Source organism: Deinococcus yavapaiensis KR-236 (genome assembly GCF_003217515.1).
Taxonomy (GTDB): Bacteria; Deinococcota; Deinococci; order Deinococcales; family Deinococcaceae; genus Deinococcus_A; species Deinococcus_A yavapaiensis.
Window position 1 is genome coordinate 185,627 of the sequence record NZ_QJSX01000003.1, and the last position, 20,007, is coordinate 205,633.

General features: G+C 65.0%; 15 protein-coding genes. 5 read left to right on the top strand and 10 right to left on the bottom strand.

Going from position 1 to position 20,007, the window contains the following annotated elements; genetic code table 11:
* Positions 1–36: 36 nt before the first annotated feature.
* Positions 37–1,677 (top strand): chaperonin GroEL, encoded by a 1,641-nt coding sequence (gene groL, locus DES52_RS05120; protein WP_110885703.1) that lies wholly within the window; start codon positions 37–39, stop codon positions 1,675–1,677.
* A 103-nt stretch (positions 1,678–1,780) separates the two neighbouring features.
* On the opposite strand, the gene DES52_RS05125 is transcribed toward groL, so the two are convergent.
* The 5 genes from DES52_RS05125 to lipB all read right to left on the bottom strand — a co-directional run bounded on the left by DES52_RS05125 (position 1,781) and on the right by lipB (position 7,399).
* On the bottom strand, positions 1,781–2,998 hold the full coding sequence (locus DES52_RS05125; RefSeq protein ID WP_110885704.1) for a cation:proton antiporter: 1,218 nt from the start codon (positions 2,996–2,998) through the stop codon (positions 1,781–1,783).
* A gap of 96 nt (positions 2,999–3,094) precedes the next feature.
* Complete coding sequence (locus tag DES52_RS05130; protein WP_110885705.1) at positions 3,095–3,580, bottom strand: cation:proton antiporter regulatory subunit; 486 nt, start codon at positions 3,578–3,580, stop codon at positions 3,095–3,097.
* A 59-nt stretch (positions 3,581–3,639) separates the two neighbouring features.
* Positions 3,640–5,553: a heavy metal translocating P-type ATPase gene (locus DES52_RS05135; RefSeq protein ID WP_170130893.1), complete on the bottom strand. Its 1,914-nt coding sequence runs from the start codon at positions 5,551–5,553 to the stop codon at positions 3,640–3,642.
* Between the two features lie 158 nt (positions 5,554–5,711).
* Complete coding sequence (gene lipA, locus DES52_RS05140; RefSeq protein WP_110885706.1) at positions 5,712–6,689, bottom strand: lipoyl synthase; 978 nt, start codon at positions 6,687–6,689, stop codon at positions 5,712–5,714.
* Positions 6,686–7,399 carry a lipoyl(octanoyl) transferase LipB gene (gene lipB / locus DES52_RS05145; RefSeq protein WP_170130894.1) on the bottom strand — a complete coding sequence of 238 codons (714 nt, stop codon included), beginning with the start codon at positions 7,397–7,399 and terminating at the stop codon, positions 6,686–6,688. The genes lipA and lipB overlap by 4 nt, the downstream gene beginning before the upstream one ends.
* A 235-nt stretch (positions 7,400–7,634) precedes the next feature.
* Between lipB and rplS the strand changes: the two genes are divergently transcribed.
* Together rplS and DES52_RS05155 are read left to right on the top strand one after the other, a co-directional pair.
* Complete coding sequence (gene rplS / locus DES52_RS05150) at positions 7,635–8,087, top strand: 50S ribosomal protein L19 (protein WP_110885707.1); 453 nt, start codon at positions 7,635–7,637, stop codon at positions 8,085–8,087.
* Positions 8,088–8,191: 104 nt separating this feature from the next.
* Complete coding sequence (locus DES52_RS05155; protein WP_110885708.1) at positions 8,192–9,187, top strand: malate dehydrogenase; 996 nt, start codon at positions 8,192–8,194, stop codon at positions 9,185–9,187.
* Between the two features lie 115 nt (positions 9,188–9,302).
* On the opposite strand, the gene DES52_RS05160 is transcribed toward DES52_RS05155, so the two are convergent.
* From DES52_RS05160 to acnA, 3 genes are all read right to left on the bottom strand, one after another.
* The gene (locus tag DES52_RS05160) at positions 9,303–10,448 is read right to left on the bottom strand and encodes a prepilin peptidase (RefSeq protein WP_110885709.1); all 1,146 of its coding nucleotides are present in this window, start codon (positions 10,446–10,448) and stop codon (positions 9,303–9,305) included.
* Positions 10,449–10,612: 164 nt separating this feature from the next.
* Positions 10,613–11,293, bottom strand: coding sequence for a TMEM175 family protein (locus tag DES52_RS05165; protein ID WP_110885710.1), 681 nt, complete (start codon positions 11,291–11,293; stop codon positions 10,613–10,615).
* 245 nt (positions 11,294–11,538) lie between these two features.
* A complete protein-coding gene (gene acnA, locus DES52_RS05170; RefSeq protein ID WP_110885711.1) occupies positions 11,539–14,301 on the bottom strand; it encodes an aconitate hydratase AcnA in 2,763 nt (920 codons plus the stop codon).
* Positions 14,302–14,426: 125 nt separating this feature from the next.
* Here acnA and DES52_RS22820 point away from each other — a divergent pair, with 125 nt between their 5' ends.
* Entirely contained in the window at positions 14,427–14,591 is a 165-nt protein-coding gene (locus tag DES52_RS22820; RefSeq protein ID WP_170130895.1) for a hypothetical protein, read from the top strand.
* 810 nt (positions 14,592–15,401) lie between these two features.
* Complete coding sequence (gene cphA / locus DES52_RS05180) at positions 15,402–18,212, top strand: cyanophycin synthetase (protein ID WP_110885713.1); 2,811 nt, start codon at positions 15,402–15,404, stop codon at positions 18,210–18,212.
* 58 nt (positions 18,213–18,270) lie between these two features.
* Here the strand turns inward: cphA and DES52_RS05185 are convergent, their stop codons facing one another.
* Complete coding sequence (locus DES52_RS05185; RefSeq protein ID WP_110885714.1) at positions 18,271–19,122, bottom strand: cyanophycinase; 852 nt, start codon at positions 19,120–19,122, stop codon at positions 18,271–18,273.
* A complete protein-coding gene (locus DES52_RS05190; RefSeq protein ID WP_110885715.1) occupies positions 19,119–20,006 on the bottom strand; it encodes an isoaspartyl peptidase/L-asparaginase family protein in 888 nt (295 codons plus the stop codon). Before DES52_RS05190 ends, DES52_RS05185 begins: the two co-directional genes overlap by 4 nt.
* Position 20,007: the final 1 nt, after the last annotated feature.

The window sequence follows — 20,007 nt, forward strand, 5'->3', positions numbered from 1 at the left end:
ATCACACTGCATCTGATCTCATAAGGAGACAACACCATGGCCAAACAACTCGTGTTCGAAGAGAACGCCCGTCGTAGCCTCGAGCGCGGCGTCAACGCCGTCGCCAACGCCGTCAAGGTCACGCTCGGCCCGCGCGGTCGCAACGTCGTCATCGAAAAGAAGTTCGGCAGCCCCACCATCACGAAGGACGGCGTGACGGTCGCCAAGGAAGTCGAACTCGAAGACAAGCTCGAGAACATCGGCGCGCAACTCCTCAAGGAAATCGCGTCGAAGACCAACGACATCACCGGTGACGGCACCACGACCGCCACGGTGCTCGGCCAAGCGATCGTCAAGGAAGGCCTTCGCAACGTCGCCGCGGGCGCCAACCCGCTCGCCTTGAAGCGCGGCATCGACAAGTCCGTCGCCGTCGCCGTCGAAGCGATCCGCTCCATGGCGCAGCCCGTCGAAGACTCCGAAGCGATCAAGAAGGTCGCCGGGATCTCGGCGAACGACGAGCAAGTCGGCATCGAAATCGCCTCGGCGATGGACAAGGTCGGCAAGGAAGGCGTCATCACGATCGAAGAGTCCAAGGGCTTCGACACGGAAGTCGACGTCGTGGAAGGCATGCAATTCGACAAGGGCTACATCAACCCATACTTCGTCACGAACACGGACAAGATGGAAGCCCAACTCGAAGATCCCTATATCCTCATCTACGAGAAGAAGATCGGCGCCCTCAAGGACCTGCTGCCCGTCCTCGAAAAGGTCGCGCAAACCGGCCGTCCGTTGCTGATCATCGCCGAAGACGTCGAAGGCGAAGCCCTCGCGACGCTCGTCGTGAACAAGCTGCGCGGCACCCTCAACATCGCCGCCGTCAAGGCTCCCGGCTTCGGTGACCGCCGCAAGGAAATGCTGCGCGACATCGCCGCCGTTACCGGTGGCCAAGTCGTCACGGAAGACCTCGGCTACAAGCTCGAGAACACGACCCTCAACATGCTGGGCCGCGCGAAGCGCATCCGCATCACGAAGGACGAAACGACGATCATCGACGGCGCGGGCGACCAAGCCGAAATCGACGCGCGCGTCGGCGCCATCAAGGCCGAACTCGAAACGACCGACTCCGACTACGCGCGTGAAAAGCTCCAAGAGCGCCTCGCGAAGCTCGCGGGCGGCGTCGCCGTGATCCGCGTCGGCGCGGCCACGGAAACCGAGCTCAAGGAGAAGAAGCACCGCTACGAAGACGCCCTCTCGACGGCTCGCTCCGCCGTCGAGGAAGGCATCGTCGCCGGTGGCGGCACGACGCTTCTGCGCGTCATCCCCAAGCTCCGCGACTTCGCCGTCACCCTCGAAGGTGACGAAGCGACCGGCGCGCGCATCCTCATCCGCGCCCTCGAAGAGCCCGCCCGCCAAATCGCCGCGAACGCCGGCTTCGAAGGCAGCGTCGCCGTGAACGCCATCGTGAACTCCGACAAGCCTCGCTACGGCTACAACGCCGCCACGGGCGAGTTCGTCGAGGACATGATCGCCGCCGGCATCGTCGATCCTGCCAAGGTCACGCGCACCGCGCTTCAGAACGCCGCGTCCATCGGCGGTCTGATCCTCACGACCGAAGCGATCGTCTCCGACAAGCCCGAGAAGAACGCTCCCGCCCCCGCCGGCGCTCCCGGCGGCATGGGTGGAGACATGGACTTCTAAAGTCCGCTCGAATCCAGCTTCGAAGAACACCCCGCCGTTCGGCGGGGTGTTCTTCTTTGTCCTCGGACGCTCGAAGCGCTCTGGAAGCCGCTCGATCCAAAGCTCAGTCCGCGCCTTTGTTTTCCGAACGTCCGCGCCCGACGTTTTCCTTCACCGCCGCTTTAGGACGCTCGAATCGCTGCACGAGCGGCGCGAGTTGCTCGTCGAATCGCGCGAGGATCGGGCCGATGAGGGCGGTGAGCAGCACGTACACGGCGGCGAGCGGCCCGAGTTGCGGAGCGAGTCCCGCCGTGACGCCGAGACCCGCGATCAGAATGCTGAACTCGCCGCGTGGGACGAGCGTCGCGCCCGCCCGCAAGCGACCGCGTGTCCGTACGCCCAGGCGAGCGGCGCCGAACCAACCGACGATCATCTTCGTGGCGGTCGTGAGCAACGCGAGGAGGATGGCGGGCAGCAGCACGCCCGGCACAGTCGTGAGATCGAGTTGCAGCCCGAAGAACACGAAGAAGATGGCGGCGAACAGGTCGCGCAACGGTTCGATCAGCAGACGCGCGCGGTGCGCGACTTCTCCGGACAAAGCGATGCCCACGAGGAAGGCGCCGATGGCCGCCGAGACGTTGAGGACGTCTGCGAGGCCCGCCACGACGAGGACGAGCCCGAACACGCTGAGCAGCAAGGCCTCGCTGGACGTCACGTCGATCACGCGGCTCAAGGCGGGACCGAAGCGCAAGGCGCTCGCGAACGCGGCCCCGAACGCGAGGAGGGCCACGCCAAGGCTCACCCCGATCGCCAAGAGGGTCCCGCCGACGAGGAGCGCGGCGATGACGGGCAGGTAGACGGCCATGGCGATGTCTTCGAGCACGCACACGGCGAGCACGATCGGCGTTTCGCGGTTGCCGAGACGACCGAGGTCCGACAGCACTTTCGACGCGATGCCCGACGACGTCAAGTACGTCACGCCGCCCAGCAGAATCGCCGCGAGCGGTGGAAAGCCGAGCATGAATCCGGCGAGCACGCCCGGCGTGAAGTTCAAGGCGAGGTCCATCACGCCGATGGGCGCGTTCGTCTTGAGGTTGCTGCGCAGTTCGTCCGAGGTGTACTCCAGCCCCAGCGCGAACAGCAGCAGCACCGCGCCGATCTCGGCGCCGACGTGCACGAACTCTTCGGCTTCGCTTCCAAGGTGGAAGAGCGTGCCGAGTGCGAGACCCGCGATGAGGTAGAGCGGAATGGGGGTGATGCCGATGCGTCCGGCGGCACGACCGACGAAGGCGAGCGCGAGGATGACCGCGCCCAGCTCCAGAAAGATGCGACCAAGATCCATGTGGTGCCTCCTGGGGTTGGGTGGGGATGCTGGCGAGGTGGAAACGGGCCGAACGGCAGCATCACCGTTCGGCCCGAGCGTCGGGAAGGGAAAGCTTTACGCACCTCCCAGAAGGCGAGAAGCGGCGAGCACACCTTCGGGCGTGCCGACGACGACGACGGTGTCGCCCGCTTGCAGCAAAAACTGCGGATCGGGCGCGGGAAAGGCTTGGGTGCCGCGCATCACGGCGACGATGCTCGCGCCCGTGCGCGACCGCATGTCCGTGTCACCCAGCGTGAGACCCGCGAACGGCGAAGACGGCGGCATCGCCAACCAATCCATCGCGAGTCCCTCGACATGCTGAGTCATGGAGTCGAGGCGGCGCGTGATGGTGCTGCCGCCGAGAAGATCGGCGACGACTTCCGCTTCCTCTTCGCTCAAGGTGATGCTTTGGCCGCACGCGTCCGGGTCGTCGGCGCGCGTCACGTAGATTTCGCGGCGTCCGTCGCGGTGGGTGATGACGCCGACGCGCTTGCCGTACTTCGTTTCGAAGTCGTGCCGCACACCGACGCCGGGCAATTTGGTCTCTTCGAGGAGCACCATGTCGTGAAGCTACCATGAACGGACGCGCCGGAAGGTCGCGTGAGTCACGTCGCGTCCGTTCAAAGGCGGGAGCGCAGCAAGCGAAGCCCCATGAACACCACGAACACCGTGCCGCCTTCGTGCGCGACGACCCCGAGGGGCAACGGAACGTGACCCGTCACGGCGAGCGGCGCGACGATCAAGATGACGCCGAAGGCGAACGTGAGGTTCAAGGCGACCGTGCGGCGCGCGTCCTTGGCGAGCTTGACCGCCCCGGCGAGCTTGCCGAGGTCGCTTTGCATCAAGACGACGTCCGCGCTTTCGATGGCGACGTCCGTGCCGCTCGCGACGGCGATGCCGAGGTCGGCGCGGGCGAGGGCGGGCGCGTCGTTCACGCCGTCCCCGACCATCGCGACGGGCGCTGGCAACTCGCCGATGAGCCGCAACTTGTCTTCGGGCAGAAGCTCGGCGTGGTACTCGCCGAGGCCCACTTCGGCGGCGACCGACTTCGCGATGACCTCCTTGTCGCCCGTGAGCATGACGCGGTGCCGAACGCCGCTTTCCCGCAGCGCCGCGAGCGACCGGGCAACGTCGGGGCGCAAGGTGTCGGCGACGCCGAGCACGCCGAGCACGCGGTCTTCGATTCCCACGGTGACGGTGCTGCTGCCGCGCGCTTCCAGGGCGCTCAGGGCCCGCCGTTGGGCGAGTGCGAGGATCGCTGCCTGCCTCGTGGCGAGCCGTTCGTTGCCCGCCCAAGCGAGGGCGCCGCTCGGCAAGGTCGCCTCGATGCCGTGTCCGGGCACCGCCCGGGCGTTCGACACGGCGACGGGCCTCACGCCACGCGCCCTCGCCGCCTCTACGATGGCGGCCGCGATGGGATGTTCGGAGTGGGCCTCGAGACTCGCGGCGACTTCGAAGAGGACGCGCCCGTCGTCGGCCTCGAAGTCCGTAAGGGTCATCTTCGCGTTCGTGAGGGTGCCCGTCTTGTCGAAGGCGACGGTCTGCACGCCCGCCAAGGCGTCGAGGGCCGCGCTGCTCTTGAACAGGACGCCGCCGCGCGCCGCCGCCGCCATGGCGCTCAACATCACGGCGGGCGTCGAGATGACGACCGCGCACGGACTCGCGACGACCATGAACGTCATCGCGCGGTACCAGGAGTCGTCGACGGAAAGACCGAAGCCGTATCTCAGCAGCACGAACACGAGGGGAACGCACAGCAACACGAGGGTGGCGTACGGACTCTCGAGGCGCTCGCTGAGCGTTTCCGTGCGGCTCTTCTGCGACTGCGCCGTTTCCATGAGGGCGACGATGCGCGCGAGGGTGCTTTGTCCGGCGGGCCGCAGCACGGTCGCTTCGACGCTGCCGCCGAGGTTCACCGTGCCGCTCGCGAGCGTCGAGCCGACTTCCTTGTCGACGGGTCGGCTTTCTCCGGTGATCGGGCTCTCGTCGACGCTCGTTCGGCCGTTGGTGACGCGGGCGTCGGCGGCGATGCGTTCGCCAGGCTTGACGATCAGCAAGTCACCGACGCGAACGTCGCTCAGCTCGCACCACTTCTCCACGTCGCCGCGCCGCACGGTCGCACCTTCGGGATTGAGGTTCATCAAGGCTTGGATGGCGCTCTTGGTGCGTCCCATCGCCCAGTCTTGCAAGGTGTTGGAGAGGCTGAACAAAAAGAGCAGGACGGCGCCGTCGGCCGCCTGACCGATCGAGAGGGCGCCGAGCGCGGCGAGGACCATCAACAAGTCCACGTCGAGCTTGCGCTCCTCGCTCAGGCTGTGCAGCGCTTCACGACCGGCGGGAATGCCTCCCGTGAGGTAGGCGAGCGCGAAGCCCAAGGTTCCGATGACGTCGTGACGAAGGACGTACTCGCCGAGCAGACCGACGAGCAAGCCGAGCAGGGTGAGCGCGGTGAGGGTGATGGCGGTTTTCAGGGCGGGGGAGAGGTGGAAGGCGAGTGGGGTGGAGCGGACTTCACGTCCTGCGGTGACGGTCATGGGCAACTCCTGATGTTGTTCGAGAAGCGTAAATAGGAATGATTCTCAATAACAGCAGTGTACCCCTCTCCACGCGAACTCGACCTTGCCCGTCCTTTGAAGAAGGACGCGGCGCACGAACGAGTTGGCTCCTCGTCCGTGCGCCGCGCAAATTGAAATCAGATCAACGTGAGCTTCGCGTCGCCTTCGAGGTGCGCGAGGTGCTCGGGAAAATCGCCCGGCTTGTCCGTGAAAAGCTGCTCGGCTTTGTAGCTCGAACGCACGAGCGGCCCCGACACGACCTCCACGAAGCCCATTTCCAAGCCGATCTCGCGCAACTGCGCGAACTCTTCGGGCGTCACGTACCGCTCCACGGGCAGGTGGTGATGCGTCGGCCGCAAGTACTGGCCGAAGGTCACGATGTCGACGTTCGCCGCTCGCAAATCGCGCATCGTCTCGATGACTTCCTCGCGCGTTTCCCCGAGGCCCAACATCAAGCTCGTCTTCGTGTACACGTCGGGTCGCGCGGCCTTGGCGTGCGCGAGCACCTTCAACGTCTGGTCGTAGCTCGCGCGAATGTCGCGCACGGGATGCGTGAGGCGCCGAACCGTCTCGACGTTCTGCGCGTACACGTCCACTCCTGCCGCCAACACGAGGTCCACACAATTCGTGTTGCCGCCGAAGTCAGGCGTGAGCGCCTCGACCCGGGTGCCCGGCGACGTCTTCTTGATCTGCTCCACCGTTCGCGCGAAGTGATACGCGCCGCCGTCGGGCAGATCGTCGCGGTCCACCGACGTCAACACCACGTACTGAAGGCGCATGAGCTGCACGCTCTCCGCGACGCTGAACGGCTCCATCGCGTCCAGACGGCCCATCGGGTTGCCCGTGTCCACGGCGCAAAAGCGGCACGCCCGCGTGCAGATGTGGCCCATCAACATAAAGGTCGCCGTGCCGCGCGACCAGCACTCGGCGATGTTCGGGCACATCGCCTCCTCGCACACCGTGTGCAGCTTGTGTTCGCGCACGATCTGCTTCACTTGGCCGAACACCTCGCCCGTCGGAATGCTGACCTTCAGCCACGACGGCTTGGGTTCGCGCGTCTTCTCGGCGTTCTTGCGGTAGATGCCGTTTTTGATGTATCTAGGCTCGGTCGTCATGCGGTGTGCTCCTCCAACGCCCCCATCGGCAGCGCCCAATCGTAAGTCGAAAACGTCTCTTCGAAGGCCCGCACGGTCCGGTCCTTCACGTCGGTCATGCTCGGCGGGCGGCCCAAGCCGCGCAAGTCGAATTCGCGTTCCAGCGACGTCATGCGCGTGTCCTGAAGCCCGCACGGCAAAATCAAATCGAAGTGCTGCAAGTTCGTGGCGACATTGAGTGCCACGCCGTGAAGCGCCACGTTCCTCTGCACCGCCACGCCGATGGACGCGATCTTCTGATCGACCTTGCGTCCGTTCTCGTCACGAGGATCGACGTACACGCCCGCGTAGCCCGGGTTCGCCCGAGCGGCGATGCCGTACGCGTCCACGACGCTCACGAACGACGCTTCGAGCAATCGCAGGAAATCGCGCACGCGCCGCCCCACCGGGAAGATCGTGTAGGCGACGAGTTGACCCGGCCCGTGATACGTCACGTCCCCGCCGCGCTCCACCTCGAACACCTCGATGCCGTGCGCGGCGAGAAGCTCGCGAGGCGCGACGATGTTGCCGCCCTCACGCGCCTTGCGGCCCAGCGTCAAGACGGGCGGGTGCTCCACGAGAATCAAGGTCGGCGTGCTTCCCTCGGCGACGCGAGCGTGCTCGGCCTTCTGACGTGCCCACGCCTCCTCGTAAGGAACGAGGCCCAAATCGAGAACGGCGAATCCAGTCACGGCGAGTATTGTAGTGCCCGCCGATCGCGTCGATGAACACGGGCGGCACACTTTCCGAACACTCGTTTTGGAGGGACCGACCAGCGGCAGTGGTAAGTCTTGCCGGGGAACCGCCGCGCCCTGTATACTGCTCGACTGTGCCCCGGCGCGAAGGCCGGGCGAAGTGACAGTGAACGCACCTGACGAACCGCCAAGCGTTCCGGGTGCGGTCCGCCTGCCGCGAAGGGAGAGAATTATGAAGATCAACCGTGGCGCGATCCTCCGCTCGATCGAGCAACCCCACCTCAAGACGGGCCTGCCCGACTTCCAAGCGGGCGACACCGTCCGAGTCGACACGAAAGTCACCGAAGGCACCCGCACGCGCGTTCAAGCCTTCGAAGGCGTCGTGATCGCCATCAACAACAGCGGCACCCGCAAAAGCTTCACGGTCCGCAAGATCTCCTTCGGCGAAGGCGTCGAGCGCGTCTTCCCGTACAACAGCCCCAACATCGACAAGGTGGCGGTTCTGGAACGCGGTAAGGTTCGCCGCGCCAAGCTGTACTACCTGCGCGAACTGCGCGGCAAGGCCGCCCGCATCAAGGTCGACCGTGGCCGCATGATGCGTGACAGTGGCGTCACCAAGCCTGCCAAGGGTGCGCCCGCCGCCGAACAGCCCGCCTCGAACAACACGCAAGAACCCAACACCTGAATTCGCCTTCGCGGCGCTCAAGGCTCCCCCTCGAGGGGAGCCTTTTTGTTGTCGCCCCTCCCCCGAAGTGCGTTAGGATAGGGCCGCAAGAAAGGAGTTTTTCCATGACTCAATCCTCCAAGCAACCCGTCCGCGTGGCCGTCACCGGCGCGGCAGGCCAGATCGGCTACAGCCTCCTGTTTCGCATCGCGTCCGGCGAGATGCTCGGCCCCGATCGGCCCGTCATCTTGCACCTCCTCGAGATCACGCCCGCCCTCGGCGCGCTCGGCGGCGTCGTGATGGAACTCGACGACTGCGCCTTTCCCCTCCTGCACGGCATCGTCGCCACGGACGACCTCAACGTCGCCTTCAAAGACGTCGAGTACGCCCTGCTGGTCGGCGCGATGCCCCGCAAGCAAGGCATGGAGCGCAAGGACCTCTTGTCGGCCAACGGCGGGATCTTCGGACCGCAAGGCAAGGCCATCAATGACCACGCCGCCCGGAACGTCAAGGTGCTCGTTGTCGGCAACCCCGCCAACACGAACGCCCTCATCGCCGCCTCGAGCGCCCCGGACTTGAGCCCCCGCCAATTCCACGCGATGGTTCGCCTCGACCACAACCGCGCGCTGTCGCAACTCGCCGCGAAGACGGACAAGAAGGTCACGGACATTCGTCACCTCACCATCTGGGGCAACCACTCCAGCACGCAGTTTCCCGACCTCACGCACGCCACCGTGGACGGCACGCCCGCCCTCGAACTCGTCGATCAAGCGTGGTACGAAGGCGAGTACATCCCCACCGTCGCGCAGCGCGGCGCCGCCATCATCAAGGCCCGTGGCGCGAGCAGCGCGGCGAGCGCCGCCAACGCCGCCATCGACCACATGCGCGACTGGGCGCTCGGCACGCAAGAAGGCGACTGGGTGTCCATGGCCGTGCCGTCCGACGGCTCGTACGGCATTCCCGAAGGCGTCGTGTACGGCTTTCCCTGCACCTGCTCGGGCGGCGACTACCAGATCGTGCAAGGCCTCGAAATCGGCGAATTCCAACGCCGCAAGATGCAAGAGACGTACCAGGAGCTTCAAGAGGAGCGCTCGGCCGTCGAGTCCCTCCTCGGCAAGTAAGCCGAGCGACGAAAGCCGTCCGCCCGAAAGGGCGGACGGCTTTCGTGTACTGCCCTCGACGAGACGGCTTTCACCCCGACTCAAGCGCCTGCAAGAAAGCTGCCTTCGCGGCTCCTCAACCGCCCACATAATTCAAGTACGCCCGCAGCACTTCCTCGCCGAAGAAGAGCGTCAAGAGCGCCCCCACGGCGAGGTACGGCGCGAACGGCAACTTGTTTCCACGGCCGAGCGCCGCGAAGATCACGCCGAGCACCGCTCCCGCCACGACCGCGAATCCCAGCGTCACGAGCATGGACGCCCAGCCCACGAACGCCCCGATCATCGCCGCGAGCTTCACGTCCCCGAAGCCCATCGCCACCGGATCGAGCTCCTCCTCGGGAACGTCGTCCTCCTTGGGCGAACGCGCCCACCAGTACACCGCCGCGAGCAGGCTCATGCCGCCCGCGGCGAGAAGCGCGTCTCGGCACATGTCGATGATGCTCGGCCCGAAGCCCGAGACCGACAATGCCATCGACACGAGGAAGCCCAGCAGCACGAGGCTTTCCGGCAAGCTCACGGGGCGGCGCACGACGAGGTTCAACAGCACGCTCGCCACGCCCGCCGCGATGCCCCACCAAGGTCCCACCCACGCGCCCACGAGAAGCGCGAGCGCCACGTTTTGATAGCTCACCGGGTACTCCGGGTGCCGCCGTTCTCGAAAGCGGCGCAGCACCAACTCTCCGTACAAGCTGATCACCGCCAACACCCCCGCTCCCAACAACGCTCCTTGCCACGCTCCCTGAAAGCTCGGGAGCCCCGACGTCGTCGCGCCCGCCGCGTCATTGACGTACCCCGTCAGCATTCCGAGGGCCACGCCCGGCAGCACGAGTTCGTCCGGCACCGTGAACGTCTCCGCGTCGATGAACGAGATCACCAGCAGCAGCGTGAACAACGCGCACAACAGCAGCACGGACGCGCCGACCTGCGAGAACGGGAACAGCACGCCGAGAAGCGCGTAGCCGCCCGCCGTGAGAAGTTCCACGAGCGGGTAGCGACCGTTGATGGGCGCGCCGCAGTATCGACACTTCCGCCCGAGCGCCACCCACGACAAGATCGGCACGAGATCGAGAGGCGCGAGGCGGTGGCCGCAGTTCGGGCAGGCGGACGGCGGAAAGGCGACGCTCTGCTTCCTGGGGAGGCGGTGGATGAGGACGTTGGAGAAGGAGCCGATGAGGGCCCCGAGAACCGCCAAGATGATGGCGACGTAGAGGTCGAGGGTCACCGTGACAGTTTAACGATGGATGAAGAAGGCAGGCTGTAGAGAAGTTGGGATAGTCGCGACGAGGCCCGAACTTCACGGCCGCACCGAAGCCTCCTCGGACGACAGTAGCGCCTCACGAAGACACCTGTGATTGGCAGGCGAGGATGCCGCTTCCCCGGCATCGCTCACGCGACTTGCAAGGCGTCCTGCTCGGCCTCGAAGTCCGGAGCCGACTCTGCTTCCGCCTGAGCGGCGGCGATCCTCGGTTGCATCACCAGCATCAGCATGAACGACACGATCAAGACCACGATGGCGCTTCCCAAGCCCACGCGCGGAGACACGAATCCCAACGCCACCGTGAGAAACCAGCCTCCCGTGTACGCGCACAACGCGACCGTCAAGTCACGGACGAGCGTGTCGCTGAGCGCGTGGTGGGTCAAGTGGTGGCCGCGCGTGCAGTGCCACCAATTCAACGTGCCGACGAGCGCGTAGGCGGCCGCGCTGAGCCCGAAGAAGGCCAGCGCGACAGGCGAATCGATGTAGGAGCCCAGGAGGGCCGCTGTGAAAGGCACCAGGCTGATGAAAAGGAGCTGCAGCATGTTCAAGGCGACGTGCGTGAAGTCCGTGCGGATGATGACGCTGGCGAAAAAGTAATGAGACATCCAACCGATCGCGACACAAGTGAAAGCCGCGGCGTATACCTCGAATTTGGGAGCGAGCTCGAGGAGGTGGCCGGGAAGTTGTTGCAGCGAGAGACCTTCGGGAACTTTGAGTTCGAGGACCAGCAAGGTCAGGACGATGGCAAAGACACCGTCGATCACGGTGTCCACCCGATCTTTCGGCATTCCCAGCCGCACGTTTTTCATAAAAGAAGTCTAACGAACCGTTCCGATCGGTGAAGCACCTTGTCGAGGCGCCGGTATCCACGTACGGCAAAGCCCGGTAAGGCTGCTGAGACCCGACCACTTCGTGCGACCGAGAGCCGAAGATCGCGGTGGCATTCGATCTTCGGGAAGGGAGGCGGCGCAAAGGCAAGCCCTCCGATCCCAGGGATCGGAGGGCTTGCCTTTGCGCTTGCTTCAGCCGTGCTTCGGTCCTGAATTCAATCGAATCAGGCCGAAACGATGTTGCCGTTGTCGCCACTTTCCGCGCTTTGCTCGCGGATGGGCTCGCTCTTGAGGAGTTGCAGCAGCACCGTCTGCAGAATGCCGCCGTTGCGGTAGTAGTCGATTTCGACGGGAGTGTCGATGCGGCAGCGCACTTGGAAGGTCTTCGTCTCGCCGTTCTCGTTCGTCATGGTGACGGCCAGAAGTTGGCGCGGCTTGACGTCGTCGCCGATTTCGATGGAGAACGTCTCGCGGCCCGTGAGGCCCAACGTCTCCGCGTTGTCACCCGCGATGAACTGCAGGGGCAAGACGCCCATGCCGACGAGGTTGGAGCGGTGGATGCGCTCGAAGCTTTCCGCCAGGACCGCCTTCACGCCGAGCAGGAACGTGCCCTTGGCGGCCCAGTCACGGCTGGAACCCATGCCGTAATCCTTGCCCGCGATGACCATGAGGGGCGTGCCCGCCGCCTTGTACGCTTCGCTCGCCTCGTAGATCGTCGTGACCGAGTTCGTGAGGAAGTTGGTGGTGAAGCCGCCTTCCGTGCCCGGCGCGAGTTGGTTCTTGAGGCGGATGTTCGCGAAGGTGCCGCGCGTCATGATGCGGTCGTTGCCGCGACGCGAGCCGTACGAGTTGAAGTCGCGCGCTTGCACGCCGCGCTCCACGAGGAACTTCCCGGCGGGCGTGTCGGCCTTGAAGGAACCGGCGGGGGAGATGTGGTCGGTCGTGACGGAATCGCCGACCTTCACGAGGACGCGCGCGCCCGTGATGCTGGAGATCGGCTTGATTTCACCGCCGAGGCTCTCGAAGAACGGCGGGTTCTGGATGTACGTGGACTCTTCCTTCCACGCGAAGAGTTCGCCGCCCGCGACGGGAATCTCGTTCCACATCTGGTTCGAGTGCTCGATGCCGTCGTAGACCTTCTTGAACATCTCGGCGTTGATCGCTTGGTCCATGATCGTCTGGATTTCCGCGTTCGAGGGCCAGATGTCGCGCAGGTAGACGGGCTGACCGTCGCTGCCCGTTCCGATCGGGTCGTTCACGAGGTCCATATCGACGCGGCCCGCGAGGGCGTACGCGACGACGAGGGGCGGCGAGGCGAGGTAGTTCGCCTTGATGTACGGATTGATGCGCCCTTCGAAGTTGCGGTTGCCCGAAAGGACCGACGCGACGACGAGGTCGTTGTCGACGATGGGCTTCACGACTTCGTCGGGCAACGGGCCCGAGTTGCCGATGCAGGTCATGCAGCCGTAGCCGACGGTGTTGAAGCCGATTTGGTCGAGGTACTCTTGCAGACCGGCCGCTTCGAGGTATTCCGTGACGACCTTCGAACCGGGCGCGAGCGACGTCTTGACGTACGGCTTGCTCGTCAGTCCCTTCTCGACGGCCTTCTTCGCCACGAGACCCGCCGCGATGAGCACGCTGGGGTTCGAGGTGTTCGTGCAGGACGTGATGGAGGCGAGCACGACGGAGCCGTGGCCGATCTCGCTTTCACCCTTGGCATTGACGACGGTGCCCGTCGCGCCGAGTTGATCTTGCGCGAGTTCGAACCCGCGTTGCTTCACGGACGCCGTGAGCGCTTCCTCGAAGACCGGCTTCATGTCGCTCAAGGCCACGCGGTCTTGCGGACGCTTGGGACCCGCGAGGCTCGGAACGACCGACGAAAGGTCGAGTTCGAGCGTCTTCGTGAAGACCGGGTCGGGCGTGGCGTCCGTGCGGAACATGCCTTGCGCCTTGGCGTACTGCTCGACGAGTTCGATCTCGACGTCCAAGCGGCCCGTGCGGCGCAGGTAACGCAGCGTTTCATCGTCGACGGGGAAGAAACCCATCGTCGCGCCGTACTCGGGCGCCATGTTCGCGATCGTCGCGCGGTCGGGCAACGTCATGTTCGACAAGCCCGGACCGTAGAACTCCACGAACTTCCCGACGACGTCGTTGGAACGCAGAATTTGCGTCACGGTGAGGGCGAGGTCCGTGGCAGTCGCGCCCTCGGGCAGTTCGCCCGTCACCTTGAAGCCGATGACTTCGGGCACGAGCATGTAGATGGGCTGGCCGAGCATGACGGCTTCCGCCTCGATGCCGCCGACGCCCCACCCGACCACGCCGAGGCCGTTGATCATCGTGGTGTGCGAGTCCGTGCCGACCAGAGAGTCGGGGAACGCGACGAAGCCGTCGTCCTCGGGCCGCGTCATGACGCCCTTGGCGAGATACTCGATGTTGACTTGGTGAATGATGCCCGACGCGGGCGGCACGACGCCGAAGTTGTCGAACGCCTGCTGTCCCCAGCGCAGGAACTCGTAACGCTCGCGGTTACGCTCGAACTCGATGGCGACGTTGTTGGCGAGGGCGAACTCCGTGCCGAACTCGTCGACTTGCACCGAGTGGTCGATGACGAGGTCCACGGGAATGAGCGGGTTGATCTTCTTGGGATCGCCGCCGAGCTTCACCATCGCGTCGCGCATCGACGCGAGGTCCACGACGGCGGGCACGCCCGTGAAGTCCTGCAGGATGACGCGTCCGGGCTTGAAGGGCACCTCCGCGTTCATGTCGACGCCTTCGCCGCCCCACTGGGCGAGGTTTTTGACGTCGTTTTGCGTCACGTCGTAATCGTTGGCTTCGCGCAAGACGCTTTCGAGCAGCACCTTGATGCTGAACGGCAATCGGTCGACGTTGTAGCCGAGCTCGCCCAGCTTGCCGAGGCGGTAGTAGTACAGCTTGCCATCCGCGCGCTCCATCAGTACTTCGCGCGCACCGAACAGATCTTTCGCCATCTCGTATCTCCTTGGAATGACCTCAAGCGAACGGGCTTGAGAAAGCCTTGGTAAGAGTGTACCCCTCGAATTCGGAGGCGTATTGTTACTGGAACGGGAACAACCTTGGGAAACGGGAGGAGCGTATGACCGAGCCGCAAGACCGCAGCGAAGACAACGTCCCGCAAGAGCAGGTGCAGGACAACCCGAACTGGGGCGGTGACAAGAAGTTGCCCGAGCAGGACGGCCAGGAGTACTGGGAGGACGTGACGGACGAGAACCGCGAACCTCCCGAAGATCGACCTTCCTGACGTCAACTCCCTGAATCGGCTGCCCTGTAAAGACGGCGAGAATGCCGTCTTTACAGGGCGGTCGGCGCGTCCGTCCACCGCTTCCGTGATCACGATGGACGGGCGGCCTACGAACAGCAAGCGCTCGAAGGCGAACACCGACAGCCGACCGAGTAGCTCTGTCAACTCCTGACGGCGGACCATCGGGACGATGCTCATGACGTTCGCCTTCGGCTCGACGGCGAGCGTCGTGAACTCGAGCACGAAGAAGACCTCCAAAGGACGTTTACCTCCGCCTCGAACTTCAACCGTGGTTATACGCCCCGTTTGAGCTTCGAGGCGCGTTCGTTCGCACGGCACCTTGAAGAGCATGCGACTGAGACCGTTGCCCCCGCATTCCAACCTGTACAAACAGCAGGTCCGTCAGTCTCGGCCGAACGCCGTAATTGCTCGCTCGGAGGCGGAAGAGCAGCAACGCGGAAACAACGAGAATCGGTACGGCGGTCTCGTGCGGCTTACGTAACTTCCAATCGAAAAGCCGAAGCAGGCGGACTGCGACGCAAGAAACCCAACCCACGAACGGTTAGGTGAACTTCACGCAGCCACTTCACAACTGAGGTGGCGCCCGAGCGCATTCCTCCTCTCCGTCGGCTTCTGCCTCGCGGATGGCGCGGTCGTTATGTTGGCTTAGGGCTTTCTTGAGCGCTTTCTCGAGCAAGAGGGGAGAATTGGTGAACTCCCCCGAAGTTCGATTGCAGCCGAGCTCCCCAATCGGCTTCTACGATGATGTAGCGCTGATCCAGCGGCACTGTTGCATTCAGGAGAACAATTATGACTCACATTTCCGGAGCGGCATCGAAGGCCGCTCGGTCGTCCACGCCACTCGTCGTCCTCGAAACGCAGGTGTACCGCGGTCCGAACGTCTATGGATACGACCCGATGGTGCGCTTTCAACTCGACCTCGGAGCCTTGGAGGACCGGCCCTCGAACACCTTGCCGGACTTCACGGATGGCCTGCTGGCCCTCCTGCCGAGCTTGCACGAGCACGAGTGCAGCCTCGGTCGCCCGGGCGGATTCGTCGAGCGCCTGCGGGAAGGCACGTGGATCGGACACGTCACCGAGCACGTCGCCCTCGAACTCCAAACGCTCGCTGGAACACGCGTGGACCACGGCAAGACGCGGTCGGTGAAGAACCGGCCCGGCGTGTACAACGTGTTGTACACCTACCGCGAGGAACGCCTCGGACGCCTCGCGGGCTTCGTCGCGTTGCGACTTGTAGAAAGCCTGCTGCCAGCCGACTTACGCGGCCTTCAGGGCGCGGCGCGCCTGCTGCCGAGCGACGTAGACACGCGCCTCGATCCCGAGGCGCCGTTCGACTTGGAAGCGGAACTCGGCGAGTTGCGACGCTTGGCGAGGCAGCACACCCTCGGCCCGACGACTGACTCGCTCGTCAACGAGGCCGAGCGTCGCGGTATTCCGTACTTGCGGATCGACGACGCGTCGCTCGTGCAACTCGGGTACGGCAAGTACCAGCGTCAAATTCGCGCGAGTCTCACGAGCATGACTCCCCACATTGCCACCGAGACGGCGAGTGACAAGGACCTCACGAAGAAGCTGCTCGACCGCGTCGGCCTGCCCGTCCCGAAAGGCGTGGTCGTGCGAGACGCCGATGAGGCTGTGCGCGCCGCCAAGCGCATTGGATACCCGGTCGTCACCAAGCCGCTCGACGGCAATCACGGGCGTGGCGTATCGCTCGACTTGCGCTCGGAAGAACAGGTGCGTCACGGCTTCGACGAAGCTCGCACGCACGGTCGCCGCGTCGTCGTCGAACGGTACTTCGTAGGCAACGACCATCGCGTCCTCGTCGTGAACGGCGAGGTCATCGCCGTCGCCGAGCGCGTGCCGGCCCACGTTGTGGGCGACGGCAAGCACACCATCCAAGAACTCGTGGACGAAGTCAACCGTGATCCTCGGCGTGGTAACGGCCACGAGAACGTCATGACGAGGATCAACATCGATTCGCACGTCGTCGACCTCCTCGCTCGCGCGGGCCGTTCGCCCGTCAGCGTTCCCGAGGCGGGCGAGATCATATTCCTGCGAGACACGGCGAACATATCGACAGGGGGCACCGCCGTGGACCGCACGGACGTTACCCACCCGGAAAACGTGACGATCGCGCGGCGCGCGGCGCAAGTCATCGGTCTGGACGTCGCGGGCATCGACCTCATCACGCCCGACATCACGCGCAGCGTGCACGAAGTCGGCGGCGCAATCGTGGAAGTGAACGCCGCGCCGGGCTTTCGCATGCACCTGCAGCCCAGCGAAGGCAAGGCGCGAAACGTCGCCGGTCCCGTCCTCGACATGCTCTTTCCGAAGGGCACGCCGTGTCGCATGCCGATCGTCGCCATCACGGGCACGAACGGCAAGACGACGACGTCGCGCATGGTTGCGCACATCTTCAAGCAAGCCGGGAAGACGGTGGGCCTCACGACGTCCACCGGCATCTACATTGACGGCGAGCTCGTCGTGAGTGGCGACACGACCGGACCGAAAAGCGCGAAGGTCGTGCTCATGGACCCGAATGTCGAAGTGGCCGTGCTGGAGACGGCGCGCGGCGGCATCTTGCGCGAAGGGCTCGCGTTCGATCGCTGCGACGTCGGAGCGGTCCTGAACATCCAACCCGATCACCTCGGTCTCAAGGGCATCGAGACGATCGAGGATCTCGCTTGGGTGAAGTCGCTCGTGGTGGAAGTCGTGACGGACACTGGCACGAGCATCCTCAACGCCGACGATCCCCTCACGCTGGAAATGCGAGAGCGAGCGGGCGGGCAGCTCGCGCTCTTCTCGATGCACGGAGGCGAGCGTGCCCCGACGCACCTCAAGGCGCACATCGCTTCGGGCGGCCTGGCGGTCGTACGCGAGACAACCCTACTCGGCGACGAACTCGTGATGTACGACGGCGGTCAGCGACTGCCGATCGTGCGGGCCCGTGACATTCCCGCGACCCTCGGTGGATTCGCGACCGTGAACGTCCAGAACGCCCTCGCGGCGAGCGTCATCGCCCTCGCGCAGAACGTGCCGCTTCCGGTCCTTCGGACGGCTTTGACGACGTTCACGACGTCCTTCGAGCAAAGCCCGGGTCGCCTCAACCTCTACGAAGGTCATCCGTTCCGGGTGCTGCTCGACTACGCTCACAACCCGACGGGCTTGGAGTACCTCGCGGACCTCGTGGCGCACTTGCGTCCACCTCACGGCCGTGTGATCGGGGTCGTCGGCGTGGCCGGAGATCGGCGCGACGAGGACATGACGCGCATGGGCGAACTCGCCGCCACTGCCTTCGACGAGTTGATCGTGCGCGAAGACGATTACCGCCGGGGGCGGCGTGTCGGCGAAGGCGCGCGCCTCGTCATGGAAGGCGCCCTCGGCGCGGGATTCGCGCAAGAGCACCTACACGTCATCCTGCCCGAGCACGAAGCGGTGGACGCCGCCTTGCGCTTGGCGAGGCAAGGAGACTTGGTCATCATCCTCGTCACGGAAGTCGAGAACGTCTGGGAGCGGATTCGCACGTTCGACAGTTCGAACACGCCGCCGCGCCTCCCGCAAGATCCGGCGCGCGCGAAGAACGAATCTCACCGCGCCTGAAGACCTTGGAAGAGGACGCGCCAAGTCGAACTTGGCGCGTCCTCTTCTCGGCTTCAATTCAGCATTCGGCGGCTTCGAGCGCTTGGCTCGTCTCCAAGTCGCCCGCTTCGTGAGGCCGCCGCTTCACGAGGTCGAACGTGTCTCCGTGGCTCAGGACATGCAGGCGAACGTCGTACAAGGAAAGAGGACGGTCGCGCCGAGCTTCCACGAGGTTCGAGTACGTGACGCCCGACGCGTCGGCGATGTACACGGCGCCCTCGCCGATCACGCTGAACGTGTCGCCTTGCACGACGATGGCGGTGTTCTCGTCGATGCCGATGCCGAGCACGCGCGGATTGTGCGCTACCGCTCCCAGCAGACGACCGATTCGTCCGCGCTCCCCGAAGTGCTGATCGATGATCACGCCGCGAATGAGCCCCAAGCCGGGCGCCATCCGCAAGTCCCCGATGCGGTACGACTCGCCGCTCGCGCCCTTCACGAGCATCGTCTCGCACATCACCGACGCGCCCGCCGACGTTCCCGCGATGACGCCTCCCTTCTCGTACAATGCGCGAATCTTCGCCTCGACGGGCGTGTTCGCGATTTGCGATGTGATCCGAAGCTGGTCTCCGCCCGAGAAGAACACGCCCGTCGCTTCGTCGAGGGACTGCAGCTTCTCCTCGTTGAGGGTGTCCGCGCGGTTCTCGACGTAAAGCTCCGTCAAGTCCGTCACGCCGAGCGGCTCGAACGCCTTTTGGTACGACTCGAAGTACCCTTCCGGCTCGTGGGACGCGACGGTCGCCACGACGAGCTTGCCGCCGTGCAAGTGCCGCGCGACTTCCTTCAAGATGCCGCGTCGCCCCTCCTTGTCTTCGTGACCGCCGATGATGATGAGGGTGCCTTTGGGCGGCGTGGATGAATCGGTCGTCATGATGCTTCCTCCGATTTCGTCATGTACGCTTTCGGCTCGGGATCGCGCGACGTCGCGAAGGCCACGGCGAAGTCGCGGCTTTCGTGCGACCACCCGACCCGTCCGCTCTTGTCGAGGACGATTCCGCCGACTTCTCCGCCGACGCGCGAGGTCATGTATTTCGTCGCTTCATCGCACGCGCGCTGAGGTCCCATGACGGGAATGTTCGTGAGCAGCCGCGCGGCGAGCGCGGTGCGCGAGATGAACTCGCCGTGCCCGCTGAACGCGAGGCCGCCAATCTGGTCGTCGGCCAGGAAGCCGCAGCCTGGCAGGGGCGCGTCTCCCACCCGGCCTGGCATCTTGCCGCTGAGACCTCCTGTGGACGTCGCCACGGCGACGTGGCCGTTCATGTCGAGCGCGACGCATCCAACCGTGTCGTGCGCGTTGGCCTGCACGTCGCGCTCGAAGCTTTCCTTGCGGCGCGGTGCGACCATCTCGGCGGGATCGCACAACTCCGCGCCTTTCGCCTCGGCGAAGCGGCGAGCGCCTCCGGCGACGAGCAGGGTGGGTCGCTCGGTCAGCATGAGGCGCGCGACCGACACGGGATGACGCACGCCCATGACGGCGCCCACGGCGCCGATGTTCAACGTCTCGCCGTCCATCACGGCGGCGTCCATCTCGGCGTCGCCGTCCGTGTTCAACACCGATCCGTACCCCGCGTTGAAGGCGTCGTCGTCCTCCAAGGCGCGAACGGCCGCTTCCGCCGCGTCGAGGGCGCTTCCGCCGCTCAGGAGGATGGTCCGACCCGCTTCGAGCGCGGCGAGGCAGCCTTCACGCGCGCGGTCTTTCCATTCGTCGGCGATGTTGCCCGCGCCGCCGTGCAAGATGATGCCCCAAGTTTTCATG